Raw genomic sequence first — 26,016 nt, 5'->3', positions numbered from 1 at the left:
TGGAGCCGGGCCATCGGTCGAGCGGTGCGGGCAGAAACCGGTCGGACGCCTCCGGCGTCGGACCGGACCGCTAGAGCTTGGCTACCGGCTTGCTGGCCGCTTCCTTCTGGCCCTGGGGCTCCTTGGCACCGGCGGGTTTGGAGCCTTGCAGGCTGAGGATGTAGGAGCTCACCTGCAGAATCTGCTTGCCCGAGAGCTTGCCCTTCCAGGCCACCATGCCCTTGCCCTGCACCCCAAACTTGATGGTTTTATAGAGGTGGTTTACTTCGCCGCCGTGCAGCCAGTACTCGTCGGTGAGGTTGGGTCCCACCTTGCCCTCGGCATTCGGGCCGTGGCAGGGCGCGCAGTTGGTGGCAAACAGGGTTTTGCCGCTGGCGAGGTCGGCGGCGGCCGTGAGGGGCTCGTAGGTGGTGAGCTGGTTGGGGTCGTCGGCCGAAACCAGTAGGGCGGCCTGCTGCATTTCGGTTTCGTACTCGGCGTGGCTGAGCTGGCCGGCCTGCGCCACGTGGTAGTAGGCCAGGTACACCAAGCCAAACACGATGGTCACGTAGAAGCCGTACTTCCACCACGGCGGCAGGTCGTTGTCGAACTCGTGGATGCCGTCGTAGTCGTGGTCCAGCATCTCGTCGCGCACTTCGCCGCGCACCAGCACGGCATCGCCCACCAGCAGGCCCAGCACCTGGCCGCTCCAGGAGCGGCGCACCGAGGGCAGCTCGTAGAGGCGGCGCAGCTGGGGCCGCATCAGGGCCAGCACGGCCACAAACAGCGTCAGGAACACCAGCAGCACTGCCCCCAGCACGCCCGCCAGCACCCAGAACAGGGCGGGCAGCGCCGCTTGGGCCGCCGGGGCGGGGGCCGCCGCCTGGCCCAGGGCCGGGGCGATGCTCAGCAGCGCCAACCCCAGCCCGGGCATCAGCATACGGGATACCTTGCTCATGCCGCAACCGGTTCGGGGGTGAATACGGCTGCCGGGGCGGCCACCTCAGCCGGGGCCGGGGCAGCTACCGGGGCCGGCACGGCGGCGGGCTCCGCGGCCGGGGCATCGGCCAGGGCCGCGCCGGCCGTAGCGGCCACCGAGAGGCCGGTCATCAGGCCCATAATCACTACCAGCACGGCCAGGGCACCGGCAATCCAGCTCAGAATATCGGTGGGGCCGGGGCCGGCCGGGGCGGTGGGTTGGGCGGTGGCCGCAAAGCCGCTCAGCAGGGCCAGAGCAGTCAGCAGGAGGGGGCGCTGGGTTAGCATAGTACGTCGTGGTTAAGGTGATACTGGAGCGTTTCGTCGGGCGTGGTATCGGGGCCCGGGTGCAGGGGCAGGTGGCTCATGGCCTGCAGGTGCTGGCGGCTGGTGAGCAGCACAAACACCAGCAGCCCCAGGAAGAAGGCCAGGAAAATGGCCAGGGAAATCAGCGGGTAGATTTCGATGCCGGCAATGGATTGCAGCACTTGCTTTTCCATGGGAAATGAGGAGGTAAAGACATGAGAACCGGGCCGCCGGCCCCGGTCCGACGGTGCAGGCGTCTGACCGGTTGGCTTCGTGCTGAGGGTGTTATCCGGCAGCGCGGGCGGGGCGAGCGGCGCAGATGGCGCGGGCGGCAACCGGTCGGACGCCTGCGGCGTCGGACCGGGCAGGGCTACTGGGCGGCGGCGGTGGCCGGGGCTTGCTCGGGCTTCACCTTGATGTCGGTGCCCAGGCGCTGGAGGTAGGCAATGAGGGCCACGATTTCCTTGTCGGGCATCACGTCGATTTCCTCCTTTTTCAGCTCGGCCGTAATGCCCTGGGCCTGGCGGCGGGCGTCGTCCACGGCCACCTGGTCGTAGTCCGGGGCGTAGGGGGTGCCCAGGTGGCGCAGGGCCTTGATTTTGGCGGGCAGAATCTTGTAGTCGATGTCCTGCTCAAACAGCCAGGGGTAAGGCGGCATAATGGAACCCGGCGACATACTGGTGGGGTCCAGCATGTGGTTGTAGTGCCAGGAGTGGGGATACTTCTGGCCCACGCGGTGCAAATCGGGGCCGGTACGCTTGCTGCCCCACAAGAAGGGCCGGTCGTACACGTACTCACCAGCTTTGCTGTACTCGCCGTAGCGTTCGGTTTCGGAGCGGAAGGGGCGCACCATCTGGCTGTGGCAGTTGGAGCAGCCCTCCCGGATGTACAGGTCGCGGCCCTGCAGCTCCAGCGCCGTGTAGGGCTTCACCGAGGCAATGGTGGGCACGTTGCTTTTCACCAGAAACGTCGGAATCATCTCCACGGCCCCCCCGATGAGGATGGCCACGGTGGCGGCTACGCTCAGCTGCACGGGGCGGCGCTCAATCCAGCGGTGCCAGTGGCCGCCGTGCTGCTCGCTGGCCAGGGTGGCCGGTTGCAGGGCCGGGGCCTGGGCTTTCTCGTTGCGGAGCAGGGCGCCGGCGCTGGCCGTTTTCACCAGGTTGTACACCATGCAGAACACGCCGCTCAGGTACAGCAGGCCGCCCAGGCCGCGCAGGTAGTACATGGGTACAATCTGCAGCACGGTTTCGAGGAAGTTGCTGTATTGCAGCATGCCCTCGTTGTTGAACTGCTTCCACATCAGGCCCTGGGTGAAGCCGGCCCAGTACATGGGCAAGGCGTAAAACAGGATGCCCAGGGTGCCCAGCCAGAAGTGCACGTTGGCCAGGCGCTTGGAGTACAGAGGCGTGCGGTAGAGGCGGGGCCACAGCCAGTACAGGATGGCGAAGGTGAGGAAACCGTTCCAGCCCAGAGCCCCCACGTGCACGTGGGCCACAATCCAGTCGGTGAAGTGGGCAATGGCATTCACGTTCTTCAGGCTCAGCATCGGGCCCTCGAAAGTGGCCATGCCGTAGGCCGTCACGGCCACCACCATAAACTTGAGCACCGGCTCCTCGCGCACCTTATCCCAGGCCCCGCGCAGCGTGAGCAGGCCGTTGATCATGCCGCCCCAGCTGGGGGCAATCAGCATCACCGAGAACACCACGCCCAGGCTCTGGGCCCAGTCGGGTAAAGCGGTGTAGAGCAGGTGGTGCGGCCCGGCCCAGATATAAATGAAAATCAGCGACCAGAAGTGAATGATGCTGAGGCGGTAGGAATACACCGGGCGCTCGGCGGCCTTGGGCAGGAAGTAGTACATCAGGCCCAGGTAGGGCGTGGTCAGGAAGAAAGCCACCGCGTTGTGGCCGTACCACCACTGCACCAGAGCATCCTGCACGCCGGCGTACAGCGAGTAGCTTTTCAGGAAGCTCACCGGCAGCTCCATGGAGTTGACGATGTGCAGCACGGCCACCGTGAGCAGGGTGGCAATGTAGAACCAGATGCCCACGTACAGGTGCCGCTCGCGCCGCCGGGCAATGGTGCCGAACATATTCCAGCCGAACATCACCCACACCAGGGTAATCAGGATGTCGATGGGCCACTCCAGCTCGGCGTACTCCTTGCTGGTGGTGATGCCCAGCGGCAGCGTGGCCACGGCCGAGAAAATCACCAGCTGCCAGCCCCAGAAGTGAAGTTTGCTGAGGACGTTGGAGAACATCCGGGCCTTGCACAGCCGCTGCAGCGAGTAGTACACGCCCATGAAAATGCCGTTGCCCACGAAGGCGAAAATGACGGCGTTGGTGTGCAGCGGCCGGATGCGCCCGAAGGTGGTGTAGGCCGTGCCCAGGTTCAGCTCGGGCCGGGCCAGCTGAAACGCGGCCAGCACGCCCACCAGCATCCCAATGATGCCCCAGACCACCGTGGCCACGCCAAAGTCGCGGACGATTTTGTTGTCGTAGAAAAACGTGTCGACCGCCGGCGGGGGAGTGCGGGAGGTGGCGGGCGGGTGCGGGGCCGCCGCGGGTACAAGAGCTTCAGCTTGCATAGCCTTCAGGAGGAGGTGAATTACTGCTCCAAAGGTCCCGGGAAGCGCTTTCCGGCAGGATGACAAACGTCAGGTGCGCCGGTTGATTGATGTCAGGCGGCTCCGGTCCGACGGCGCAGCCGTCCGACCGGTTAGCTGCGTGCTGATGCCTGCCTGGCCCCCCGGCAAACGGTGCGGGCGGTAACCGGTCGGACGGCTGCGCCGTCGGACCGGACGACGGACGACGTGTAGTAACGCTCTTGTTTTTCAGTAGCTTAAGCTCATGTATTTCGAGGCTGAGCAACTATACCACGTGTATAATCGGGGCAACAACCGGCAGCAGGTTTTCTTTACCCCCGAGCACTATCTGCATTTCCTGCGCAAAGTGCGGCAGCATATCCGGCCGCAGTGCCAGTTGCTGGCGTACTGCCTCATGCCCAATCATTTCCACCTGCTGTTGTACACTACCCTCAATGGCTGCCGGCTCCTGGATACGCCCAGCAGCAACCGGCAACTTCTGACGCGCGGTATTGCCGTAGCGCTGAGTAGTTACACCCAAGGACTAAATAAGCAGCTGGACCGCACCGGGGCGCTCTTTCAGGCTAAAACCAAAGCCATCCGGCTGACGGATGCGTCGGGTACTTATCCCGGTACCTGCTTCCATTATATCCATCAGAACCCGGTGCGGGCTCGGTTGGCCGCATCGTTGGAGCAGTGGCCGTATTCCTCCTACCGCGACTATGCCGGGCTGCGTAGCGGCACCCTCTGTAACCAGGAAATGGCCCACCAGCTGCTGGCGGTGCCACCTACGCCGGAGCTATTCCGGCAGGAATCGGTCCGGGCAATTCCGGTTGAGCACGTAGCCGGCTGGCTGTAACCGCCCCGGTCCGACGGCGCAGCCGTCTGACCGGTTGCCACCCGCGTCGCCTGTTGTGGCACCAGGCAGACGTCAGCACGCAGCTGCCCGGTCGGACGCCTCCGGCGTCGGACCGGGCAGGTGGCCCGGATGTCAGCACGAAGTCAACTGGTCGGACCGGACCGGGGTTAGTCCTCGTCGTCGAACAGCATGCGCACGGAAGGGGTGTAGTCGTCTTCGTACTGGCCCGAGCGCACGGCCCAGAGAAAGGCCCCCAGGAAGGTGAGGGCCACCGAGAGGCTGATGCCAATCAGCAGAAAAATGATGTTCATGGGCGGGCAGGGTTAGAGGCGGCGCCGGCGGGCGGCGTAGCGCACCAGCAGGGTGGCAAACGTCATCACACTCAGGGAGCTGATGGGCATCAGAATGGCCGATACGATGGGCGTGAAGCGGCCCTGTACGGCCAGCCCCAGCCCGATGCCGTTGTAGCAGAACGACAGCACAAACGTGGCCAGCACCACCTGCAGACTGTCGCGGGAGAACTGCAGGAACGTGGCCAGCTGGCCGAAGCTGCTGGCGTCGAGAATGGCGTCGCAGGCGGGGGAGAAGTTGGTGAGCGTGTCGGTGAGGGCCACGCCGGCGTCGGCCTGCTGCAGGGCCCCGGCGTCGTTCAGGCCGTCGCCCACCATCACCACGGTGCGGCCCCGCCGTCGCAGGTGGGCCACGTAGTCGAGCTTCTGCTGGGGCGACTGGCGGAAGTGCAGCTCGGCGGCGGGGCCAAACAGCTCCCGCAGCAGGTCCTGTTCGGTGTCGTTGTCGCCCGAAAGCACGGCTAGGTGGTAGTGCCGGCCCAGCTCGGCCAGCACCGGGCGCAGGCCTTCCCGGTACACGTTGCGCAGCAGAAAGCAGCCCTGCACCCCGTCCACCCGCACGTACACCCGGCTCTGGCGGCCATCGGTGGCGGCGGCCAGGCCTGTGGCATCGTCTGCCGCTGGTGCGGAGCCGGTCGGAGTCTCACTCGCCACAAACGCCGCTGAGCCCACGCGCACTGCCCGGCCCGCCACGATACCCGCCAGCCCCTGGCCCGGCACTTCCCGGAAGTGCTGCACGGCCAGCGAGGTGGCGGGCAGCTCGGCCGCCAGGCGCTGACTGAGCGGGTGGGTAGAGTGCCCCACCACGGCCGCTACGGCGGCCAGCTGGTCGGGCCGCAGGGGCGGGCCCTGGTATTCCACGGCCGACTGCTGCACGTCGGTGAGCGTGCCGGTTTTGTCGAACACGATGGTATCGGCCCGACCCAGGGTTTCTACCACGCCGGGGTTTTTGAGGTAGAACCGGCGGCGGCCCAGCACCCGCAGCGCCGCGCCCAACGCAAACGGCGTAGCCAACGACAACGCGCACGGGCAGGCAATAACCAGCACCGAGGTGAAGGCCCGCAGGGCCATGGCCGGCTGGCCCTGCAGGTGCCAGTACGTAACTGCCCCCGCGGCCAGCAGCAGCGTGACGGCCACAAAGTAGCGGCCCACTTTGTTGGCGTAGGTCTCCAGCGAGGCCTTTTCCTCCTTCTTGAAGGCGGGGTTGTTCCAGAGCTGGGTGAGGTAGCCCTGCGACACTTCGCGCACCACTTCCAGCTCCACGGCCTCGCCGGTTTGCCGGCCGCCGGCGTACACGGTTTCGCCGCTGGCGCGGGCCACGGGCGCACTTTCGCCCGTCACGAAGCTGTAGTCAATCTGGCCCTGGCCCCGCAGCAGCACGGCATCGGCCGGCACAATTTCCTGGTGGCGCACCCGGATGCGCTGGCCCGGCCGCAGCTCCCGCACCGGCACCGAATCCTCCCCGCCACCGGGCAGCAGCCGCGTGACGGCCACCGGGAAGTAGGAGGTGAAGTCCCGGTCGAAGCGCAGGGCGTCGTAGGTGCGCTGCTGCACCCATTTGCCAATCAGCATGAAAAACACCAGCCCGGTAAACGAGTCGAGGTAGCCCGGCCCGCGGTGGGTGAGGATGTCGTAGAGGCTGGTGAGAAACAGGGCACTGAGGCCCAGGCTAATGGGGAAATCGAGGTTGATGTAGCGCTGGCGCAGCCCCTGCCAGGCCGAGCGGTAAAAGTCGCGGGCACTCACCAGCAGCACCGGCAGGCTCAGCACAATGCTCAGCACCCCAAAAAACCGCCCAAACGAGGCCTGGAGCTGTTCGGTGAAAGAGAAATACTCGGGGAAGGCCAGCAGCATCACGTTGCCGAACGCAAAGGCTGCCAGCCCCAGCTGGTAGGTGAGGCGGCGGTTGGCGGGGTGGGGCTGCGCGCCCAGGTCGGCTAGGGTAATCTGCGGCTCGTAGCCGATGGCCGCCAGCAGCTTCACCACGTCGTTCAGACTGGTAGCTCCGGGATTGTAGCTGACGGTAAGCTCCTTGCGCAGAAAGTTGACGCGCGAGGCCGTGACGCCGGGGTTGAGGCGGAACAGGTTTTCGAGCAGCCAGATGCAGGAGGCGCAGTGCATCTGCGGAATGCTGAACGTGAGCCGGGCTAGCGTATCGGAGCGGAACGCCAGCAGCTGCTGCTGCACCGAGTCGGCGTCGAGGTAGTCGAAGCGGCCGGGCAGCTCTACTTCCTTGATTTTCTGACCGGGCTTATCGTCGAGGCGGTAGTAGGTGCACAGGTTGCTCTGGTCCAGCAGCTCGTACACGGCCCGGCAGCCTTGGCAGCAGAACGCCAGCTCGGGCCGGGCGGGCAGGCGGATGGGCTCGGTGGGGCAGGCGTCGCCGCAGTGGGCGCAGGCCACTTGAACGGGCGCGGGAGCAGGGGCAAGGATAGGCACGGGGAGAAGCGGGCTGATTCGACCCCAAAGCTCCGGCCCCCGCCCGCCCCGGCCCCTGACCAAAATCAGCCCCGCCGGCTGATACCTTTCAGCTGCGGCCCACGCCAGGGCCGTCCTCCGGTCCGACGGCGCAGCCGTCCGACCGGTTGTCGTTCGGGGCCGTGGTGGTTCCGCTGAGCCGATGTCAGCACGCAGTCAACCGGTCGGACGGGCTGCGCCCGTCGGACCGGAGGCCGGTTGTCGTTCGGGGCCGTGGTGGTTTAGCCGGGCTGATGCCAGCACGCAGCCAACCGGTCGGACGGGCGTAGCCCGTCGGACCGGAGGACGGTTAGATAGAGTGTTTACCAGTTGGGCTGGCGCAGTTTCTGGGGCTGCAGCACCCGGATGCCCTTGCTGCCCAGCTCCACCAGCCCGTCGTGCTTGAACTCGCTTAGGGTGCGGATAAGCGACTCGGGGGCGGTGCCCACTACGGCGGCCATGTCGTCGCGGGAGAGCTGGATGAGGGCATCGGGCGAGGCCCCGGCTTCCTCGTACATGCGCAGCAGGGTGTCAGCCACGCGGCGGCGCAGCGAGCTGTAGGCCATGCCCACCAGCTGCTGCTCCCGCTCGCTCACGCGGCCGGCCAGCAGGCGGATAAACTGCTGGCCCACGGTAGCGTTGCGGAACACCAATTGGGTGAAATCCTCGCGCGGGATGTAGAGCAGCACGGCATCGTCGAGCACCACGGCCGAGTCGTCGTGGGGCGTTTGCTGCAGCAGGGGCAGGTACCCGAAAAACTCGCCGGGGCCGTACACGGCTGTAATCAGCTCCTTACCGGCGGCGGTGCGGCGCACGGTTTTCACCCGGCCGCTCTGCACAAAGTACAGGCGGGTGGGCTCGTCGCCTTCCTCGTACACCTCCTGCTTTTTGCGCAGCGCGTGGGGCCGGCGGTCGGCCGTGAGGTCGGTGAGCTGGCCCACGGCGGCGGCATCGTCCAGAAACTCGGTTAGGCCGCCGGGCTGCTGCAGGTCGTAGTCGGGGCGCAGGTGGCGGAAGCGGTTGAGGCGGCCGCTCACGGCGCTCAGCAGCTCGGTTTCGTCGAAGGGCTTGGTCAGGTAGTCGTCGGCGCCCAGCTCCATGCCCCGGCGCTGGTCGGCCCGCTCGGTTTTGGCCGTCAGGAAGATAAACGGAATGCCCGACAGCTGGGGGTTCTGGTTGAAAATCTGCAGCACGCCGTAGCCATCCAGCACAGGCATCATAATGTCGCACACCACCAGGTCGGGGCGGGTGCTGAGGGCTTTTTCCACGCCCACTTTGCCGTTTTCGGCCGTCAGCACCGCGTAGCCCGACAGCTCCAGAATCTCGGCTGTGTTTTCGCGGATAAACTCGTTGTCCTCAATCAGCAGGATGGTTTTCATAGGGGATGGTGATGGTAACGGTGGTGCCCACGCCCAGGGCGCTGTGCAGGGCAATGGTGCCCCCCAGCAGCTCCAGGTACCTGGCAATGATGTAGAGGCCCAGGCCGGTGCCGGGGATGTTGGCCACGCTGCGGGCCCGGAAAAACCGCTCGAACAGGTGCTGCTGGTCTTCCTCCGAAATGCCCACGCCCTGGTCCTGCACTCGGATGGTAAGCGCCCCGCCCGCGTTGCGGGCCTGCAGCAGCACCTCGGTGCCGGCCTCCGAGTATTTGAGGGCGTTGGAGAGCAGGTTCACCACCATTTTCCGCAGCAGGGAGGGGTCGAGGTGCACGGTGGCCGGGCCCTCGGTGCTGAGCCGGATGGTTTGGCCCGGCTTCAGCAGGCCCTGCAAATCGGTAATGGTTTCCTGTAGCAGGCCCGGGAGGTGCAGCGCCACCGGCCGGGCCTCAATGCGGCCTTCCTCAATGCGGCCCACCGACAGAAACTCTTCCAGAATATCGTTGAGGTGGTTTACCGAGGCCCGGATGCGTTGCAGGTGCTTCACGCGCTTGTCCTGCTGGTCGGCGGCGGGGTACTTCTCGATGAGGGCAGTGGAGGTCAGCACGGCCGTGAGCGGGGTGCGGAACTCGTGCGAGGCCATGCTCACGAACCTCGATTTCAGCTCGCCCAGCTCCTGCTCGGCGGCCAGGGCCTGGCCCAGCTCCTCGGTGCGCTTTTCCAGCTGGGCCAGCGTGGTCATGAGGGCGTGGGTGCGGTCGGTTACCTTCTGCTCCAGCTCCTGGTTGAGGCGCTCCACGCGCTGGCGCTGCTCAATCAGCTCCCGTTCGGCTTCCTTCTTGAAGGTAATGTCGATAACGTACGACACCACAAACAGCTCCTGGTCGAGGCGGAAGTAGCTCAGGCTGATTTCCACCGGAAACTCGGTGCCGTTGCGGCGGCGGGCCACCAGGTTGCGGTTGTGACCCATGGCCCGCACCTGGGGCTGGGCATTGAACGACTCGCGCAGGCGGGCGTGGTGGTGGCGCACCGAGTCGGGCACCAGCACCTCAATGCGCTGGCCCAGCAGGTCGTCGGCGGGGTAGCCGAACAGCTCCCGGGCCTTCTCGTTCACCAGCACAATGTCGCCCTGCTGGTTGCACACGATGATGCCGATAGTGGCGTGGGCAAATACCGCCTCGAAGGGGCCGGTGGTGTGGTGCAGGCGCTGCTGCATGGTTTGGGGCGGGGGCAGCTCGGTGAGGCGCACCAGCAGGTGCGGGCGGCCCTGGTGCTGCAGCGCCTGCAGCTCGGCCCGGGCCGGCACCACCCGGCCGGCGGGCAGGTGCAGCTCCACGGCCGCGTCGGCCGCGCCGGTGGCCAGGGCCTGCTGCTGCAGCGGCTGCCAGTGGGGCGGGGCCAGCTGCGGGGCGGGCAGCCGGCGGCCGGCGTCGTGGTACAGGGCCTCGGCCGAGGGGTAGCCCAGCAGCGCCACGCCGGCCGGATTCACCTGCGTAAACCAGCCCCGCTCCACGTCCAGCAGCCCCACAAAGTGGGGCGCCTGGGCAAACAGCAGGTCGGAGAGGGATGGGGCGGGCGGCAAAGCGGACATAGGCAAGGCAGTGTGCAAAGAGACGATGCAGCCCCAAGAACCGCAAAAGTAGCCGGATGATGCTTATCAGGCGGGCACCTGATGCTGGTCATACCGGGCCCGGGTGGGGGCGGATACTTTTGGGCTGGCTTACTTTCCTTGCTCATGCCCGCCCCTCTGCTTGCTTCCCCCAACCCCACGCCCCCGGCGGCCGCCATGCTGCTGGTGATGATGCCGCCCGCGGCTGCCCGGCCGGGGCCGGCGGGCCCCTACTTTTCCGCCACCGACCAAAGCCGCCTGCAGCACCTGCTGGGCGCGGGCGTGCAGGTGCTCCGCATCGATGAGGCCGAGTACCCGGCCGTGGTGCGCAGCTTTGCCCCGCCCCGGTTACCGGCCTGCGTGCTGCTGTGGCAGGGCATGGAGCTGTGGCGGCAGGAGGGCCTGCCCCAACCCGAGCTGGTAGCCCCCATCATCCAGGCCCGGCTGCAGGCCGTGGCCGTGGCCGTGGTCTGCCCCGGTCCGACGGCGTAGCCGTCCGACCGGTTGTCATCCGCGCCGTTGCCGGGTGATTGTTTGGTCGTTAGCTCGCAGCCAACTGGCCGGAGTCGTCGTTCCAATGTCATCACGCAGCAACCGGTCGGACGGCTGCGCCGTCAGACCGGACGTTCTAATTTGGATACGGTAGCATACCAAAAAGGCCCGGCGGATGCTTCCGCCGGGCCTTTTGGCTAACAGCTATAAGCCATCAGCTAACAGCTTAAGTAAGCTACACTACAATGTTCACCATGCGGCCGGGCACCACAATCACCTTCTTGGCTTCCTTGCCTTCGGCGAAGCGGGCCAGGATATCGGTGGCGCGCACGGCGGCCTCAATTTCCTGGGGCGTGGCGGTGGCCGGAAACTGCAGCTGCTCGCGCACCTTGCCGTTGATGGCCACAGGGTAGTTCACGGTGTCTTCCATCAGGTACTCCTCCCGGAACTCGGGGTAAGCGGCCTGGCTGATGGAACCGGGCGCGTGGCCGAGCTTCTGCCACAGCTCCTCCGAAAGGTGCGGGGCGTACGGCGACAACAGCACTACCAGCGGCTCCAGCACGGCGCGTTTGTGCGTATCCAGGGCCGTCAGCTCGTTCACCGTAATCATCAGGGCGCTGACGGTGGTGTTGAACGAGAACTTCTCGATGTCCTCCTCCACTTTGCGGATGGCCTTGTGCAGAGCCTTCAACTCAGCAGGCTTGGCGGCCTCGTCGGTTACGGCAAAGTCGCCGTCCTGGGGGTGGTAGAGGCGCCAGAGCTTTTTCAGGAAGCCCGCCACGCCACTCATACCGTTGGTGTTCCAGGGCTTAAACTGCTCCAGCGGCCCCAGGAACATCTCGTACAAACGCAGCGCATCGGCCCCGAACTTCTCAATGAGCGTGTCGGGGTTTACCACGTTGTACTTCGACTTCGACATCTTCTCCACTTCCACGCCCACCACGTAGGTGCCGTTGTCTTCCAGGATGAACTCGGCGTTAGAGTATTCCTCGCGCCAGTTCCGGAAGGCTTCCACGTCCAGCACATCGTTTTCCACGATGTTCACGTCCACGTGCAAAGCGGTGGTCTGGTGGTCGGCTTTCTTGCTCGCCGTAACAAACGTGTTGGTGCCGTTGATGCGGTACACGAAGTTCGAGCGGCCCAGAATCATGCCTTGGTTGATGAGCTTCTGGAAGGGTTCGGGGGCCGTTACCAGACCCAGGTCTTTCAGGAACAGGTGCCAGAAGCGGGAGTATAGCAGGTGGCCCGTAGCGTGCTCAGCCCCACCCATGTATAGGTCAACCTGCTGCCAGTACTGCTCGGCTTCCTGGCCCACAAACCGCTCGGCGTTCTGCGGGTCCATGTAGCGGAGGTAGTACCAGCTGGAGCCGGCCCAGCCGGGCATGGTGCTCAGCTCGTACTCGTACTGGCCCTGGTACTTCCAGTCCTTGGCGCGGCCCAGCGGCGGCTCGCCGGTTTCGGTAGGCTTGTATTCGTCAATTTCCGGCAGCACCAGCGGCAGGTCGGCCTCGGCCACGCCGTAGGCGGTGCCGTCCTTGTAGTAAATCGGGATGGGCTCACCCCAGTAGCGCTGGCGGCCGAAGATGGCGTCGCGCAGGCGGAAGTTGGTTTTGCCCTTGCCAATGCCGCGCTGCTCCAGCTCCTGAATCAGCGTCTGGGTGGCCTGCTTGTAGTTCTGGCCCTGGATGAGGCCGTGCAGGTAGGTGCCTTCCTTGGTGGGGTCGGCCTGCTCGTCAATCTGCTGCTGGTCTACCACCTGCACGATGGGCAGCTGGAAGTGCTTGGCAAACACGTAGTCGCGCTGGTCGCCCGAGGGCACGGCCATTACCGCGCCGGTGCCGTAGCCGGCCAGCACGTAATCGGCAATCCAGATCTGGATGGGCTCCTGGGTGAACGGGTTGATTGCGTACGCCCCGGTGAAAGCGCCCGACACGGTTTTGGTATCGGCCATCCGGTCGCGCTCCGAGCGGCGCTTGGTGGCCTCCACGTAGTCCTGCACGGCCTGCTGCTGCTCGGGGGTGGTCAGCTCCTTCACCAACTCATGCTCGGGGGCCAGCACCAGAAAGGTCGCGCCATAAATGGTGTCAACCCGCGTCGTATAAACCTTGATTTGTGCCTGCTCGTGACCCTGCACCGCAAAGGTTACCTCGGCCCCGATGCTTTTGCCAATCCAGTTGCGCTGCATCTCCTTCACGGCGTCGGGCCAGTCGAGGGTATCGAGGCCCTGCAGCAGGCGGTCGGCGTAGGCGGTGATGCGCAGGTTCCACTGGGGCATCAGGCGGCGCTCCACCGGGAAGCCGCCCCGCTCCGAGAGGCCGTCTTTTACCTCGTCGTTCGAGAGTACCGTGCCCAGGGCCGGGCACCAGTTCACGTAGGTGTCCTGCTGGTAGGCCAAGCGGTAGGGGTGCACGGCCTGCAGCTTCTGCTTTTCCGTAAACATCTTCCACTGGCCCGCCGTGAAGCTGTGGCGTTCCTCCTCGTCGCCGGCCGCGCGGATTCCTTCGCTGCCGTTCTGCTCGAACTTTTCCAGCAGGGTTTTCAGCGGCTCGGCCCGGTCGGTATCGAGGTTATACCAGCTATTGAACAGTTTCAGGAAAATCCACTGCGTCCACTTGTAGTAGCTGGGGTCAGAGGTGCGCACCTCGCGGCTCCAGTCGTAGCTGAAACCCAGGGCCGACAGCTGCTTGATGTAGGTGCTGATGTTCTGCTCGGTGGTAATGGCCGGGTGCTGCCCGGTCTGGATGGCGTACTGCTCGGCGGGGAGGCCAAACGAGTCGAAACCCATGGGGTGCAGCACGTTGAAGCCCTGCAGGCGCTTGTAGCGGGCCACAATATCGGAGGCAATGTAGCCCAGCGGGTGCCCCACGTGCAGGCCCGCCCCCGAGGGGTACGGGAACATGTCGAGCACGTAGTACTTGGGCTTGTCGGCGGCGTTATCGGCCTTGAAGGTCTGCTGGTCTTTCCAGTGGGCTTGCCACTTCTTTTCGATATCCTGGGGATAGTAGCCGGGCATGGGCAGAGGGGGTACGGTTAATCGGAGGGGGCGAAATTACGGAAAAACGGGGGCGGGGCGGCTTTTTTATGCCGGCTGCCGCCCCGCCCCGCCCAACACCCCGGCACCCGATCCGTAGGAGAAAGGCAAATCTGAACCGTATGCCCCTTTCCGAGTACCCGGCTTTGCTGCTGCGCTGGCTGCGTCAGCGGTTTGATTTGCGCGACGATATGGCCTCGCCCGAGGACATTGCCGAGAGCGTAGAATCCAGCACCACTTTCCGGGGTACCAACCTGTGGGTGCTCATCTTCGCCATCCTGATTGCTTCCGTGGGGCTCAACGTCAACTCCACGGCCGTCATCATCGGGGCCATGCTGATTTCGCCGCTGATGGGGCCGCTCGTTACACTGGGCTACAGCGCGGCCACCAACCATCCCGGCCTGCTGCGCCGGGCCCTGAAAAGCCTGCTGCTGGCTGTGGGCATCAGTTTGCTTACCTCGGGCCTATACTTCTGGCTTACGCCCCTGAATGAGGCCCAGTCGGAGCTTCTGGCCCGCACCGAGCCCACCATCTGGGATGTGCTCATTGCCTTATTTGGGGGGCTGGCCGGGGCCGTGGGCCTCACGCGCCGCGAGAAAAGCAACGTGATTCCCGGCGTAGCCATTGCCACGGCCCTGATGCCGCCGCTGTGCACGGTGGGCTACGGGCTGGCCTCGGGACACTGGCGCTACGCGGCCGGGGCGTTCTACCTGTTTGCCATCAACTGCGTGTTCATCACGCTGGCGGCTTTTCTGGTGATGCGCTTTCTGCGGCTGCCTGCCCATCAGTTCGAGGATGAAAGCCGGGCCCGGCGGGTACGCCGGCTGATGCTGGCCGCCGCCGTAGTGGTGGCTGCGCCCAGCGTGTGGCTGGGCTACGGCATTGTGCAGCGCTCCGTGTACGAGCACCAGGCCCAGGAATTTGTAGAGGAGCAGCTCCGCTTCCCGGGGGCTTACGTGGCTACGCGGCAGATTGACGCCCGGCAACGCAGCATCAACGTGCTGCTGGTGGGCCGGCCCGTGGATACAACCCGCCTAGGCCAGGTGCGGCGGCAGTTAGGTCAATACCGCCTGCAGCCCACCACACTGGTGGTGCGTCAGGGCCTGCAGGCCTACGATTCAGCTGATGCCGAGGCCTTCCGCCGCAGCTTGCTGGCCGATGTGCGCGCCCGCCAGACCCAGCAGCCTGCTTCGGCCGAGCTGGCCCGCCTGCAGCAGCTGGCCGCCGGGGCCGACGCTGGCCTGCCGATCCCGGCGGCGCTGTTGCGGGAGCTGCAGGTGGAGCATCCCGCGGTGCGCCGCCTGGCCCTCACGCGCCTGCCCCGCCCGGCTCTGGCTGCCGACTCTCTGCCGGCCGATACGGTGCTGGTAGTGAGCCTCGATGTGCGTGACTCCCTGCCCCGGCCTGAGCGGCAGCGGGTGGGCGAGTGGCTGCGGGTGCGCACCAGCCAGCCAAGGGTGCAGCTGCTGGTGCAGCCGGTAGTGCGGTAGGGTTGAAGTTAAAAATACTTATCAGAACGTCATTCCGAGCAAAGTCGAGGAATCTCGCGTGCTGACGTTGTGATAGTAGTACAACGAAGCGGTAGAGATGCTTCGACAAGCTCAGCAGGACGTTATTTTAGCAACGTCAGCACGCGAGATTCCTCGGCAAGCTCGGAATGACGGGCTAGTGGCTCGTTATCCACTGTGCTTGATTCAACTTGCCAAGTAGCTGCTACAGCGTGGCGGGGTTGTGGCCGTTCCAGGTGCCTTCCGCGTCCAGCACTCGAAACCTGGCAAACAGCTCCTCACCATACCAGTCCTCCTGGCGCGTAAGGCGGATAACTTCCTTGTGTTTGGGGCTACGGTAGGCGTAGTCCTGCATGGCCTGTTGGGATTCCCACAGGCTCACGGTAGCCTGGCGCACCACCGGCAACTCACCCAGCCCGATGGCGGCCCGCACGCCCGGTGCCTCGGCTATGGTGGCGCTTACCGGGGCCACGTAGCGCCAGAAGCGGGGCGTTTTGCGCAGCCGGATAGAGGCCCGCGTCAGCACCATCAGTGGTCCATCGGCCGCACTGGTTTCGGCTTCATAATCAAACGGATTGACCCCATCCCACAGCCCGTGCGACTTGAGCGGGGCCAGCCGGGCCGTCCAGATTTCGGAGGTGCGCTGCCGGTACTGCTGCCACAGCGAGTGGCTGGTAAAGAACGCCCGCGCGGCCTCCTCCGAGTCCCACACGGCCATAAACCCGTAGCGCCGCAGGTTGGGCAGGGCTCCGAAGCCGCCCGCCCCGCTGCCCAGCAGCTTCTGAAACCGCAGGCCCGGCACGCGCTGCAAGGGCCGCTGGGCGGTGCCCATCTGCGCGAAGCCCCAGCGCCGCTGGTCGGGCAGGAGGGTCAGGATGGAAAGGGTAGTGAGTGGCAAGGGGCGGAGCTGAAAAGAGTAGGGATTAATAAGGTGGAAACTGCCATTCAGAACGTCATGCTGAGCGAAGCCGAAGCATCTCTACCGCTTCGTTGCAGCAGTATTCAAAGAAGCGGTAGAGATGCTTCGGCTTCGCTCAGCATGACGTTCTAACATGATGGCAACAACTCCAAAACAACAAAAAAGGCCCGGAATTGCTTCCGGGCCTTTGCGCAGGTTCAGCAAGACAAACCTACTTCACTTCTACTTTAGCGTGCTCGTTCACGTCGTCGGAGGTGCTCCGCTCGCCAGTGGCCAGGGCTTTCACGTAAGCTACGGCCTGGGTGAGGAGGCTGCTGGGGGTATCCCAATACTCGCCTTTCTCGATTTCCACTTTCAGGATGTAGATGCTCTCGTCATCCTTACCTTTGGGGAACCAGGCGCGCATGGGCTCACTCCAGAGCTTGTCGATTTCGGCCTGGTCGCGGTAGGCGTTGGCGCGGCCCGAAACCGACACGTACACGTTGTCGTCGGGCTTGCCATAGCTCAGGTTCACGTGGCTGTCTTTCTTCACCTCGTACACTTTGGCCGAGTCCTTATCGGTCAGGAATACTAGGGCGCTGCTGCCGTCGGGCTTCTGGGTGAACATGGGGCGGCTGCGCAGACTGCCGTCTTCGTCCTGGGTGGTGAGCATGGCAATGCGCACATCCTTGATTTTTTCGAGCAGTTTATTCAGGTCGTTGGTGACGTTGGTTTGGTCAGACATGGGAGGCGGGTGTTGGAAAGAATAGAAAGTTCAACGAAAAGGCAGCCGAATAGCGGCTCTGCCTGTTGCCTGTACGGTCCGGCGCGGTCTTGGGTTGAGCTCAGCCGTGCAGCTGGCCGGATTTTGCCGTACTTCCGTTTTCTATGAATTTCCTGGCTCACCTGCTGCTCTCCGGCTCGCCCGCCACCACTCCCGATTACGCTGATATCGTCGTCGGCAACTTCGCGGCGGAGGCCGTGCGAGGGCGCGCCGCCCTGGAAGCCTACCCGGCCACCGTGCAGCGTGGTATCCGCCTGCACCGCTTCATCGACTCGTTCACGGACCAGCACCCCGTGGTGCGCCGCACCACCGCCCGCCTGCGCGCCGCCGGCCTGGGCAAATGGGCCGGCGTGGTTTCCGATGTCGGCTTCGACCACCTGCTGGCCCGTGACTTCGCCCACTATCATCCCGAGGAGCTGCTGCCGCAATTCGCCCAGCGCCAGTACCAGCTGTTGCACCAGCGCCGCCACGAGCTGCCCGAGCGGCTACGGGAAATGCTGCACTACATGCGCCAGCACGACTGGCTGACCGGCTATGCCCACCCCGAGGGCCTGCACCGCGCCCTGCTGGGCCTGAGCCGCCGCGTGCCCGCCGCCGAAGTGCTGGCCACCGGAGCCGCCGCATTCCTGGCAGCACTGCCGGCGTACGAGGCCGATTTCCGGGAGTTCTGGCCGGAGCTGCGGGCGGGGGTGGAGTTACAAACGGCCATTTAGAGCATTAGCCGCTGCCCAGAATAATGGCGCCAGGGCGCATCTTTGGAGTTAAGTAGCTGGGTAACGATACCGAGTTTGTTGGTCGCCTGATTTCCCAGAATACCTGTCCAATAGTCCAGTATGCTGTCGTGCCTGACTTCGAACAAGAGTACTCTGGTGAACACCCCAACGCCGCCCACATTGTAGGCCAGCAGACAGGTTCTTTGACCTACTCCCAGATAGCGTAACTGCCGCCCGGGTAATCCTTTTTCAGGTGTACAGCCTGCATTGTAGCGGTGTCCATAATCTGCCATGGCAAACGGCTCATTATACAGGCTGTCATTTTGGTGCAGGAAGGCGGAAATAACGGGCGGAATGGCACTGGCTTTTCTGTATTCCACCAAGGTGTCACGCATTACGGCCGCTAAAAGCTTAATCAGGTTTTGATTAGCCAGAATTGCCGCCGTATCCGGCAGGTATTTCGGATATTTCTTTGATGGGTTTTGGCTTGGCTTTACCACAGGAGCAACTGCTACCGGTGGTTTTGTGCCTTCCTGACAACCTGCTAACAGCATGCATATAGCTATGAGTAACCGCTTCATCGGATAAGTGAAATAGTGGAGTGGGCTACCAGCCGCAGGCCTAGGCCCTACCGCGAATACGTAGCCTCAATGGTAACCTTCTGGTTCATGACGATGGCCGGGAGCTGGTAGTGCAGCACCAGTTTCTTACTGGTAAGCTTCCGCACTTCCCGCGAGAGGTCGGTGCGCGGGTTGGTGCTTTGCATGCTGATGGTGGAGCCGGCGTAGGTGTAGGGGGCCGTGAAATAGAGATGGTTGCCCCGGTACTCGTCGAAGGTGGTGGCCGAAACTTCCAGGTAATCGGCTGCCGTGCCGGCCAGGTGCTGCTCCACTATCACCTGGCCCGTGCTGGCATCGGTGTTGGTGCTGTGCTGGGTGACCAGCTGCCAGCGGCCGGGCAGAGGAGCGGGCTTATCGTCATCGTCTTTGGAGCCGCAGGCCGTAAGCGTAGTGAGGGAAAGCAGCATAGCCCAGGCAGCCGGGCGGGAAAACAGCGTAGAAAGAAACATGTGTAAATAGAATAAGAAGGCCCGCAAAGAAAGAAGGAATATCCGGGAAAAGTGACTTCCACAAGCCGCCGGCTTACCCGCGGTTCGTATTGCAGAAGCGTGGGTTTGTGTAGCTCCGGCGGGCTGGCGGGGCCACACCTTTGTGCTGTTCAATCATTCTTCTGATTCACTGCACAATGAGCAACCTCAAACGAGTACCCCTGGGCAGCCAGGGGTTGGAATTACCCATCGAAGGCCTGGGCTGCATGGGCATGACCAGCGGCGTGGGCGGCATGAGCGTGTACGGCGAAGCTGACGAGCAGGAAAGCCTCGCCACTTTGCACCGCGCCCTAGAGCTGGGCGTGAACCTGCTGGATACGGCCGACCTCTACGGCCCGCTGCTAAACGAGCAGCTGATCGGCCGCGCCATTACCGGCCGCCGCCAGGAGGTTATTCTGGCCACCAAATTCGGCTTCGAAGTGGACGACAGCGGCACCTTCACCGGCCGGCTTAACGGCCACCCCGCCTACGCCCGCAAGTGCCTGGAACGCTCCCTGCGCAACCTCCGCACCGACTACGTGGACCTCTATTACCTGCACCGGCAGGACCCGCAGGTGCCCATCGAGGACAGCATCGGGGAGATGAGCCGCTTTGTGGAGGAAGGCAAGGTGCGCTACCTGGGCGTATCGGAAACGCCGGCCGCGGTGCTGCGTCGGGCCCACGCCGTACACCCCATTACGGCTCTGCAAACCGAATATTCTTTGTTCGATAGGGGCGTAGAGGAAACCGGGGCCTTGCAGGCGGCGCGGGAGCTGGGCATCGGGTTTGTAGCCTACTCGCCACTGGGGCGGGGCTTTCTGTCGGGCGACATCAAAAGCCCCAACGACTTCGAGGTCAACGACTCGCGCCGGATTTTCCCGCGCTTCCAGGGTGAGAATTTCTACCGGAATCTGGAGTTAGTGCAGAAGCTCGAAACCCTGGCCGCGGCGAAGGGCGTCACGTCGGCGCAGCTGGCGCTGGCCTGGGTGCTGGCCCAGGGCGTGGTGGCTATTCCGGGCACCAAGCGCCGCAAGTACCTGGAGCAGAACGTGGCCGCCGCCAGTATCACGCTTAGTGCCCAGGAACTGGCCGAGCTGGACGCCATTGTGCCCGTGGGCAGCGCCGTAGGCGCGGCGTACCCGGAAGGCTTTTAGGTAGGTTGGCAGAATCAACTTCGCCGCGCAATGGCGTACTTCGGACTTCAACCCCTGACTACTATGCCTGATTTTGTAGGCTATTGCGCGGCAGAAGTGGCCGACCCGGAACTGGGACTGACCTTCCCGCTGGCCATTCTGTACCCCACCGACGAGCCCGGCCGCCTGCACCCGCTGGGCCCGTACGAGCTGGAGGTTGCACTGAATGCGCCCGTGCGCGTCGGGCGGTGGCCGGTGGTGCTGATTTCGCACGGTACCGGCGGCTCGGGGCTCACCCACCGCAACCTGGCGCACTACCTGGCCCGGCACGGCGTGGTGGTGGCCCTGCCCGAGCATCCGCATAACAACCGCTCCGACGACACGTGGGCCCACACCCCACAAAACCTCATGGCCCGCCCGCGCCACCTGCAGCTGGCGCTTGATTCCATACTGCAGAATGCGCGCCTGGCTCCGGCCTTGAAACCCGACGGCGCAGTGCTGATTGGCCACTCCCTGGGCGGGTACACGGTGCTGGCCGCGGCCGGCGGGCAGCCCTGGTCGGTTTCCCGGGAACCTGATACCGCGCCGCCCCGGCCCATTCTGGTGCCTCCGGCCGATACCCGGGTGAAGGCCCTGGTGCTGCTGGCGCCGGCCGTGCCGTGGTTTGGCGTAGCGGGGGCATTAGCGCAAATGCGCCTGCCGGTATTGCTGCTGGCCGGGGAGCAGGACGAATTTATCCCACCCCAGCACGTGGAAACCGTGTTGCGCGGGGTGCCCGATGCCGCTCAGGTAACGTATCGGATAGTCGAAAACGCGGGCCATTTTTCCTTTCTCAGTCCGTTTCCGGCGGCGCGCACCAGTTCGGCCTTTCTACCGTCTCAGGACCCGCCCGGGTTCAGCCGCAGCCGGTTTCACGAGGAGTTGTATCCCGAAATTCTGGCATTCATCCGGCAAACCACCTGATGTAGCTGTTATCTATCCATGAAACCTGCCACCCCGCCATTTCGCCTGCTGGCTTCGGTCAGTGACTTCACCGACCATTTCGGGTTTCCGGCCCCGGCGCACCCGCTGCTTACGGTTATCGACCTGGCGCAGCACCGCCACCCGCCGGTAGTGGGGCCGGCTTTGCGGCAGCTCTACATCATTGCCTTGAAAAAGAATCTGCAAGGCCGGATTCAATACGGCCACCGCGCCTACGACTTTAATGAGGGCGTGCTGGCGTTTTATGCGCCCGGGCAGCTCTGCGAAAACAACGAGTCCATCGACGTGTCGGAGCTGAGCGGCTGGATGCTGGTATTTCACCCCGATTTGCTGCACAAGTACCCGCTGGGCCGCAAAATTGCCGGCTACGGGTTTTTTTCGTACCAAGTGCATGAGGCCCTGCATCTCTCGGAGCGGGAGGAACAGATGCTGGAGAGCGTGGTGGACGTGCTACGGCGGGAGCATGCCCAGCCCATTGATGCCTTCAGCCAGGATGTGCTGGTGGCCCAGCTGGATGTGCTGCTGAATTACGCCAACCGCTTTTACCACCGGCAGTTCCATACCCGCCGTCCCGCCGAGCACGACCTGCTTACGCGCTTCGAGGAATTGCTGCGCGGGTATTTTGCCGAGGAGAAGGAACAGCCGCTGCCCACCGTGCAGTACTTCGCCGATGCCCTGCACGTGTCGCCGGCCTACCTCAGCGACATGCTGCGCACCCTCACCGGCCAGAACACCCAGCAGCACATCCACCAGGTGCTTATCGAGAAGGCCAAAGTGCTGCTGCTCGGTACTTCCCAGTCCATCAACGAAACCGCCTACCAGCTGGGCTTCGAGTACCCGCAGTATTTCACCCGCCTGTTCAAAAGCAAAACCGGCCTCACTCCGGCCGCTTTCCGGCTGTCGGGGCAGTAGCAGCGGGTAGGGTACTACTGAACTTCAATGCCGACCGTCATGCTAATAGAACGTCATGCTTCATCTGGCGTCCGCTTGTCGAAGCATGACGTTCTTTTTCTGCATCACTAATCTTCTTCGCTTATGAACCTGACCGAATATCGTACGCTGGGCCGCTCCGGGCTGGTGGTGAGCCCCATGGCTTTGGGCACCATGACGTTTGGCACCCCGCGCTGGGGCTCTTCGGATGAAGAATCAAAGGCCATTTTTCAGGCATACGTGGAAGCTGGCGGCAATTTCATTGATACGGCCAACGTATACGCCAAGGGCCGCAGCGAGGAACTGGTGGGCCAGTACACCGCCAGCAGCAGCCTCCGCGACCAACTGGTGCTGGCCACTAAATTCGCCTTCCACAGCGGCGAGGCCGGCAACCCGCACGGCGGTGGCAATGGCCGCAAAAACATCCAGCAGGCCCTGGAATCTTCCCTGCGCCGTCTCCAGACCGACTACGTGGACCTGTACTGGCTGCACGTGTGGGATATGGTGACGCCGGTGGAGGAAGTGCTCCAAACCCTCAGCGACCTGGTGCGGGCGGGCAAAATCCGCTACTTCGCCTTTTCCGATGTGCCGGCCTGGTACGCCACCAAAGCCGCCACGCTGGCCGCCGCCCATCACGTGCCCGGGCCCATTGCCCTGCAGCTGGAATACTCACTGGTGGAGCGCAATATTGAGCACGAGCATGTGCCCGCCGCCTGGGAGTGCGGACTGGGCATCACGCCCTGGAGTCCCCTGGCCGCCGGGTTTCTGGCCGGCAAATACCAGCGTGCTACGGGCTCCGGTGCCAAAGCTGCCGGCGAAGGCCGCCTCAGCGGCCCCAATCCATTTCAGGACAGCAAGTTTACCGAGCGTAACTGGCAGATTCTGGCGGTGCTGCAGGACGTGGCCCGGGAGCTGGACCGGCCCGCCGCCCAAGTGGCTCTGGCCTGGGTGCTGGCCCAGCCCGGCATCAGCTCCGTCATTCTGGGAGCCAGCAAGCTTACGCAGCTACAGGATAACCTCGCCGCCCTCAATCTGCACCTGACGCCCGCGCACCTGCAACGGCTCAACGAAGCCAGCGCCCCAACGCCGGTTTTCCCCTACGGCATCTTCACCCCAGCCATTCGCAAAGGCATTTTCGGCGGAACGTCGGTGCAGGGCTGGCAGTAAGGTGTTTCTTTAGGTGACATTGAACGTCATGCAGAGCGAAGCGAAGCATGACGTTCATTATCGGTTTAAAAACAAACAGAGCGACCCTGACGAGTCGCTCTGCTGTTTTCGGAAAGTTGGAAACCTAGTGCTGGTGGCCGCCTTCGCCGTGTACGTGGCCGTGGTCGAGTTCCTCACGGGTGGCTTCGCGCACGTCGGCCACTTTACCGTCGAAGTGCATTACCATGCCGGCCAGGGGGTGGTTGAAGTCCATTTTCACGGCTGAGTCGCCAATTTCCACCACTTTGCCCTGCATGTGGTGGCCCTGGTTGTCAGCCATGGGCAGGAAGTTGCCCACCTGCAGCATTTCCTCGTCAATCTGACCGTCGATTTCAAAGACGTTTTTGGGAATTTCTACCACGGCCTGCTGGTCGTAGTCGCCGTAAGCCTGCTCGGGAGTGAGCGAAAAGGTGAACGAGTCGCCGGGCTGCTTGCCGCTGAGCTGGCGCTCAAATTCGTCGGGCAGGCCGCTCATGCCGAACAGGAACACCATCGGCGCATCTTCCTCGGCCGATTCCACCAATACTTTCTCCTGGTTTTCGTCGGTTACGCTCAGATCGTAGGTGATGGTAACGACTTTGTTTTCGCTGATTTGAGTCATGGGGGTAGGATGGACGCTGCTGGTCCGGGCTGGGTTGGGAAATGAATTGAGTGGCTAATTACGGAATTGGCCGGTAATTGTCAGTTACCCGTTGCCAGTTACCTGTTGTCAGTATCGTTCTGGCAACGGGCAACCGATACCTCACTGTAACTCCCAGGCCGTGCGGTAGGCCCCGATGCTTTCCACGTAATCCAGGAAGGCTTTGTAGAATGGGTGGCCGCCCAGGGTGCTGGAGTCGCCCACGAGCAGGAGCTTGCGCCGGGCCCGGGTCATGCCCACGTTCATGCGGCGCACATCCGACAGAAAGCCGATTTCACCCTGGGGGTTGGAGCGGGTGAGGCTGATGGCAATAATGTCCCGCTCCTGGCCCTGAAACGAATCGACGGTGCCGATGCTGAGCATGCGGTGCTCCAGCAGGCCCACCAGCTCGTCGTTGTCCTCCACGGCGTCCTTGAGGTAATTGATCTGGGCGCGATAGGGGGCAATTACGCCGATGGTCAGTAGGTCGTCGGTGTGGTCGGCCTGGTCGTAGGGTTCCAGCAGCTGGGCCAGCCGCTTCAGCAGCAGGTCGGCCTCCTCGGGGTTGGCCGTGGAGCGGCTTTCCTCAATGGTAAGCTCCTGAAAGCCAAAGCCGGCCGTATCCAGAAACTCCACCGCCATATCCGGAGCGAAACGCAGGTCGTAGGCGGGCAAATCGGCGTGGGCCACGCTGGGCGCGGCTTTCAGGCGGCCTTCGTAGAATTGCTCCGAGCTGAACTCCATAATCTGCTCGTGCATGCGGTACTGCACTTCCAGCATGCGGGCCGTGTCGGGCTGGCGCCGGATGCACTTCTCGAACAGCGTTTCGCGCAGGCCCTGGGCGGCGGCCTTCTCGCTTTTCACGGTGGGCGGCAGCTGCTGATGGTCGCCGGCCAGCACCACGCGGTTGGCCTTGCTGATGGGAATCCAGCAGCCCGGCTCCAGGGCCTGGGCAGCCTCATCAATAAACACGGTTTCGTAGGTGAGGTGGCGGATGGCCCGGTTACTGGCGCCCACCAGCGTGCAGGTAATCACCTGCACCTGCTCCAGCAGGTCCTCCGTGATGTAGCGCTCCAGCTGGTCCGACTCCTGCAGCAAATCGTGGGCCTGCTGCTTGAGCTGGCGGCGCTGCTCCCGCTCTTCCCAGCCGAAGTGGCGCTTGAACTTGCCGGCTTCCTCGCGGTACTGCTCGGCCGTCTGGCGCATGCTGCGCAGCTCGGCGTAGCTTTTGTGGTTCATAATCTGGGCATCCAGCGTGTGCTGCAGCAGCAAATCCGACACGCGGGAGGGGTTGCCCATCCGGATGACGTTCACGCCGCGCTCGGCCAGCTTTTCCGTCAGCAAATCCACGGCCGTGTTGCTGGGGGCGCACACCAGCACCCGCCGCTCCCGCCGGATGGTTTCCAGAATGGCCTGCACCAAGGTGGTGGTTTTGCCGGTGCCGGGCGGGCCGTGGATGATGGCCACGTCCTGGGCCGCCAGCACGTGGTGCACGGCCGCCAGCTGGCTTTCGTTCAGGGGCGAGGGGTAGTAAAGCGTGGCTTCGGATTCTGGCTTATAGCGGGCCGGTTTGGCCCCTAGCAGCACGTCGCGCAGCTCGGCCAGGCGGGTGCCGTAAGCGCCCATCACCTTGCCCAGGGCGTACTCCATCTCGCGGTAGCTCACCTCGTCAAAGGTCAGGTCCACGCCCAGCTTGCCTTCCTCCACCCAGTCGGGCAGGTCTTCCTTGGTGGTGGCCAGCAGGATTTTATTGCGCTTGACGCTGGTAATCACGCCCGAGAGCGTAGGCCGGTCGGAGCCCGAGCGGCCGGGAATATTGCCGAACAATGCGGCGTTTTTGCCCACCTGAAACAGGTGCAGCCCGCCGCCGCCCTGGCGTTCCAGCTCAATAACGAGCTTGCCGCCGAAGCCAATGTCTTCCGACGTTATTTTGACCGGGTACCAGGTGAGGCCCCGCTTCTGGCGCTCGGCAACGGTTGCCTGGGCGCTCTTGATTTTGAATTGTTCGAGGTCCTCCTGCTGCTCGAGCTTCATGAGGGCCTGCACCTTACGCAACTCTTTTTCCAGCGCGTACGGGTCGGTATAGGTAGGTTGTTCAGCCAACGGGTTGAGGTCTTGTGCGAATCGTTGGTAACA

Annotated in this window: 23 protein-coding genes; 8 read left to right on the top strand and 15 right to left on the bottom strand. The window is 63.9% G+C overall.

The window, feature by feature from the left end; translation table 11 throughout:
- Nucleotides 1-70 precede the first annotated feature (70 nt).
- From EI291_RS05040 to ccoN, 4 genes are all read right to left on the bottom strand, one after another.
- Nucleotides 71-937: a cbb3-type cytochrome c oxidase N-terminal domain-containing protein gene (locus tag EI291_RS05040; RefSeq protein WP_125418662.1), complete on the bottom strand. Its 867-nt coding sequence runs from the start codon at nt 935-937 to the stop codon at nt 71-73.
- Complete coding sequence (locus EI291_RS05035) at nt 934-1,245, bottom strand: hypothetical protein (RefSeq protein WP_125418660.1); 312 nt, start codon at nt 1,243-1,245, stop codon at nt 934-936. Before EI291_RS05035 ends, EI291_RS05040 begins: the two co-directional genes overlap by 4 nt.
- Entirely contained in the window at nt 1,239-1,457 is a 219-nt protein-coding gene (locus EI291_RS05030; protein ID WP_125418658.1) for a hypothetical protein, read from the bottom strand. The genes EI291_RS05035 and EI291_RS05030 overlap by 7 nt, the downstream gene beginning before the upstream one ends.
- A gap of 176 nt (nt 1,458-1,633) precedes the next feature.
- On the bottom strand, nt 1,634-3,850 hold the full coding sequence (ccoN, locus tag EI291_RS05025) for a cytochrome-c oxidase, cbb3-type subunit I (protein WP_125418656.1): 2,217 nt from the start codon (nt 3,848-3,850) through the stop codon (nt 1,634-1,636).
- A gap of 262 nt (nt 3,851-4,112) precedes the next feature.
- Between ccoN and EI291_RS05020 the strand changes: the two genes are divergently transcribed.
- The gene (locus EI291_RS05020) at nt 4,113-4,706 is read left to right on the top strand and encodes a transposase (protein ID WP_125418654.1); all 594 of its coding nucleotides are present in this window, start codon (nt 4,113-4,115) and stop codon (nt 4,704-4,706) included.
- 167 nt (nt 4,707-4,873) lie between these two features.
- Here the strand turns inward: EI291_RS05020 and ccoS are convergent, their stop codons facing one another.
- The 4 genes from ccoS to EI291_RS05000 all read right to left on the bottom strand — a co-directional run bounded on the left by ccoS (nt 4,874) and on the right by EI291_RS05000 (nt 10,480).
- Nucleotides 4,874-5,017 carry a cbb3-type cytochrome oxidase assembly protein CcoS gene (ccoS, locus tag EI291_RS05015; RefSeq protein ID WP_125418652.1) on the bottom strand — a complete coding sequence of 48 codons (144 nt, stop codon included), beginning with the start codon at nt 5,015-5,017 and terminating at the stop codon, nt 4,874-4,876.
- 12 nt (nt 5,018-5,029) lie between these two features.
- Complete coding sequence (locus tag EI291_RS05010; protein ID WP_125418650.1) at nt 5,030-7,495, bottom strand: heavy metal translocating P-type ATPase; 2,466 nt, start codon at nt 7,493-7,495, stop codon at nt 5,030-5,032.
- A 341-nt stretch (nt 7,496-7,836) separates the two neighbouring features.
- The gene (locus EI291_RS05005) at nt 7,837-8,892 is read right to left on the bottom strand and encodes a response regulator (RefSeq protein WP_125418648.1); all 1,056 of its coding nucleotides are present in this window, start codon (nt 8,890-8,892) and stop codon (nt 7,837-7,839) included.
- Nucleotides 8,870-10,480, bottom strand: a complete 1,611-nt coding sequence (locus EI291_RS05000) for a sensor histidine kinase (RefSeq protein WP_125418646.1) — start codon at nt 10,478-10,480, stop codon at nt 8,870-8,872. The genes EI291_RS05005 and EI291_RS05000 overlap by 23 nt, the downstream gene beginning before the upstream one ends.
- 144 nt (nt 10,481-10,624) lie before the next feature.
- Between EI291_RS05000 and EI291_RS04995 the strand changes: the two genes are divergently transcribed.
- Nucleotides 10,625-10,990, top strand: a complete 366-nt coding sequence (locus tag EI291_RS04995) for a thioredoxin (RefSeq protein WP_125418644.1) — start codon at nt 10,625-10,627, stop codon at nt 10,988-10,990.
- Between the two features lie 235 nt (nt 10,991-11,225).
- Here EI291_RS04995 and leuS read toward each other — a convergent pair whose 3' ends face one another.
- Entirely contained in the window at nt 11,226-14,003 is a 2,778-nt protein-coding gene (leuS, locus tag EI291_RS04990) for a leucine--tRNA ligase (RefSeq protein WP_125418642.1), read from the bottom strand.
- A gap of 140 nt (nt 14,004-14,143) precedes the next feature.
- On the opposite strand from leuS, the gene EI291_RS04985 reads away from it, so the two are divergent.
- Entirely contained in the window at nt 14,144-15,511 is a 1,368-nt protein-coding gene (locus tag EI291_RS04985; RefSeq protein WP_170172512.1) for a DUF389 domain-containing protein, read from the top strand.
- Nucleotides 15,512-15,734: 223 nt separating this feature from the next.
- Here EI291_RS04985 and EI291_RS04980 read toward each other — a convergent pair whose 3' ends face one another.
- Both EI291_RS04980 and EI291_RS04975 read right to left on the bottom strand, forming a co-directional pair.
- Nucleotides 15,735-16,427: a spheroidene monooxygenase gene (locus EI291_RS04980; protein WP_240635371.1), complete on the bottom strand. Its 693-nt coding sequence runs from the start codon at nt 16,425-16,427 to the stop codon at nt 15,735-15,737.
- Nucleotides 16,428-16,659: 232 nt separating this feature from the next.
- Complete coding sequence (locus tag EI291_RS04975; RefSeq protein ID WP_125418638.1) at nt 16,660-17,172, bottom strand: pyridoxamine 5'-phosphate oxidase family protein; 513 nt, start codon at nt 17,170-17,172, stop codon at nt 16,660-16,662.
- A 143-nt stretch (nt 17,173-17,315) separates the two neighbouring features.
- Between EI291_RS04975 and EI291_RS04970 the strand changes: the two genes are divergently transcribed.
- Entirely contained in the window at nt 17,316-17,924 is a 609-nt protein-coding gene (locus EI291_RS04970) for an acyl carrier protein phosphodiesterase (protein WP_125418636.1), read from the top strand.
- On the opposite strand, the gene EI291_RS04965 is transcribed toward EI291_RS04970, so the two are convergent.
- A complete protein-coding gene (locus EI291_RS04965; protein ID WP_125418634.1) occupies nt 17,921-18,505 on the bottom strand; it encodes a hypothetical protein in 585 nt (194 codons plus the stop codon). The genes EI291_RS04970 and EI291_RS04965 overlap by 4 nt on opposite strands.
- 47 nt (nt 18,506-18,552) lie before the next feature.
- Nucleotides 18,553-18,993 (bottom strand): hypothetical protein, encoded by a 441-nt coding sequence (locus EI291_RS04960; RefSeq protein ID WP_125418633.1) that lies wholly within the window; start codon nt 18,991-18,993, stop codon nt 18,553-18,555.
- A 176-nt stretch (nt 18,994-19,169) separates the two neighbouring features.
- Here EI291_RS04960 and EI291_RS04955 point away from each other — a divergent pair, with 176 nt between their 5' ends.
- The 4 genes from EI291_RS04955 to EI291_RS04940 all read left to right on the top strand — a co-directional run bounded on the left by EI291_RS04955 (nt 19,170) and on the right by EI291_RS04940 (nt 23,222).
- Nucleotides 19,170-20,165: an aldo/keto reductase gene (locus EI291_RS04955; protein ID WP_125418631.1), complete on the top strand. Its 996-nt coding sequence runs from the start codon at nt 19,170-19,172 to the stop codon at nt 20,163-20,165.
- A gap of 63 nt (nt 20,166-20,228) precedes the next feature.
- Nucleotides 20,229-21,107, top strand: a complete 879-nt coding sequence (locus EI291_RS04950) for an alpha/beta hydrolase family protein (protein WP_125418629.1) — start codon at nt 20,229-20,231, stop codon at nt 21,105-21,107.
- An 18-nt stretch (nt 21,108-21,125) separates the two neighbouring features.
- A complete protein-coding gene (locus EI291_RS04945) occupies nt 21,126-22,037 on the top strand; it encodes a helix-turn-helix domain-containing protein (RefSeq protein ID WP_125418627.1) in 912 nt (303 codons plus the stop codon).
- A gap of 123 nt (nt 22,038-22,160) precedes the next feature.
- Nucleotides 22,161-23,222, top strand: coding sequence for an aldo/keto reductase (locus EI291_RS04940; protein ID WP_125418625.1), 1,062 nt, complete (start codon nt 22,161-22,163; stop codon nt 23,220-23,222).
- Between the two features lie 124 nt (nt 23,223-23,346).
- On the opposite strand, the gene EI291_RS04935 is transcribed toward EI291_RS04940, so the two are convergent.
- A complete protein-coding gene (locus tag EI291_RS04935; protein WP_125418623.1) occupies nt 23,347-23,862 on the bottom strand; it encodes an FKBP-type peptidyl-prolyl cis-trans isomerase in 516 nt (171 codons plus the stop codon).
- A 141-nt stretch (nt 23,863-24,003) separates the two neighbouring features.
- Entirely contained in the window at nt 24,004-25,983 is a 1,980-nt protein-coding gene (locus tag EI291_RS04930) for an AAA domain-containing protein (protein ID WP_125418621.1), read from the bottom strand.
- Between the last annotated feature and the right edge of the window lie 33 nt (nt 25,984-26,016).

The organism is Hymenobacter rigui (assembly GCF_003944715.1).
Classification (GTDB): domain Bacteria; phylum Bacteroidota; class Bacteroidia; order Cytophagales; family Hymenobacteraceae; genus Hymenobacter; species Hymenobacter rigui.
The sequence above is the reverse complement of the archived record's forward strand: the minus strand, read 5'-3'. Positions and strand labels throughout refer to the sequence as shown.

Excerpts from the sequence above, each read along its gene's own strand:
- EI291_RS05040 (WP_125418662.1), bottom strand. The coding sequence starts at position 937 with ATGAGCAAGGTATCCCGTATGCTGATGCCCGGGCTGGGGTTGGCGCTG.
- EI291_RS05035 (WP_125418660.1), bottom strand. The coding sequence starts at position 1,245 with ATGCTAACCCAGCGCCCCCTCCTGCTGACTGCTCTGGCCCTGCTGAGC.
- EI291_RS05030 (WP_125418658.1), bottom strand. The coding sequence starts at position 1,457 with ATGGAAAAGCAAGTGCTGCAATCCATTGCCGGCATCGAAATCTACCCG.
- ccoN (WP_125418656.1), bottom strand. The coding sequence starts at position 3,850 with ATGCAAGCTGAAGCTCTTGTACCCGCGGCGGCCCCGCACCCGCCCGCC.
- EI291_RS05020 (WP_125418654.1), top strand. The coding sequence starts at position 4,113 with ATGTATTTCGAGGCTGAGCAACTATACCACGTGTATAATCGGGGCAAC.
- ccoS (WP_125418652.1), bottom strand. The coding sequence starts at position 5,017 with ATGAACATCATTTTTCTGCTGATTGGCATCAGCCTCTCGGTGGCCCTC.
- EI291_RS05005 (WP_125418648.1), bottom strand. The coding sequence starts at position 8,892 with ATGAAAACCATCCTGCTGATTGAGGACAACGAGTTTATCCGCGAAAAC.
- EI291_RS05000 (WP_125418646.1), bottom strand. The coding sequence starts at position 10,480 with ATGTCCGCTTTGCCGCCCGCCCCATCCCTCTCCGACCTGCTGTTTGCC.
- EI291_RS04995 (WP_125418644.1), top strand. The coding sequence starts at position 10,625 with ATGCCCGCCCCTCTGCTTGCTTCCCCCAACCCCACGCCCCCGGCGGCC.
- leuS (WP_125418642.1), bottom strand. The coding sequence starts at position 14,003 with ATGCCCGGCTACTATCCCCAGGATATCGAAAAGAAGTGGCAAGCCCAC.
- EI291_RS04985 (WP_170172512.1), top strand. The coding sequence starts at position 14,144 with ATGCCCCTTTCCGAGTACCCGGCTTTGCTGCTGCGCTGGCTGCGTCAG.
- EI291_RS04975 (WP_125418638.1), bottom strand. The coding sequence starts at position 17,172 with ATGTCTGACCAAACCAACGTCACCAACGACCTGAATAAACTGCTCGAA.
- EI291_RS04970 (WP_125418636.1), top strand. The coding sequence starts at position 17,316 with ATGAATTTCCTGGCTCACCTGCTGCTCTCCGGCTCGCCCGCCACCACT.
- EI291_RS04965 (WP_125418634.1), bottom strand. The coding sequence starts at position 18,505 with ATGAAGCGGTTACTCATAGCTATATGCATGCTGTTAGCAGGTTGTCAG.
- EI291_RS04960 (WP_125418633.1), bottom strand. The coding sequence starts at position 18,993 with ATGTTTCTTTCTACGCTGTTTTCCCGCCCGGCTGCCTGGGCTATGCTG.
- EI291_RS04955 (WP_125418631.1), top strand. The coding sequence starts at position 19,170 with ATGAGCAACCTCAAACGAGTACCCCTGGGCAGCCAGGGGTTGGAATTA.
- EI291_RS04950 (WP_125418629.1), top strand. The coding sequence starts at position 20,229 with ATGCCTGATTTTGTAGGCTATTGCGCGGCAGAAGTGGCCGACCCGGAA.
- EI291_RS04945 (WP_125418627.1), top strand. The coding sequence starts at position 21,126 with ATGAAACCTGCCACCCCGCCATTTCGCCTGCTGGCTTCGGTCAGTGAC.
- EI291_RS04940 (WP_125418625.1), top strand. The coding sequence starts at position 22,161 with ATGAACCTGACCGAATATCGTACGCTGGGCCGCTCCGGGCTGGTGGTG.
- EI291_RS04935 (WP_125418623.1), bottom strand. The coding sequence starts at position 23,862 with ATGACTCAAATCAGCGAAAACAAAGTCGTTACCATCACCTACGATCTG.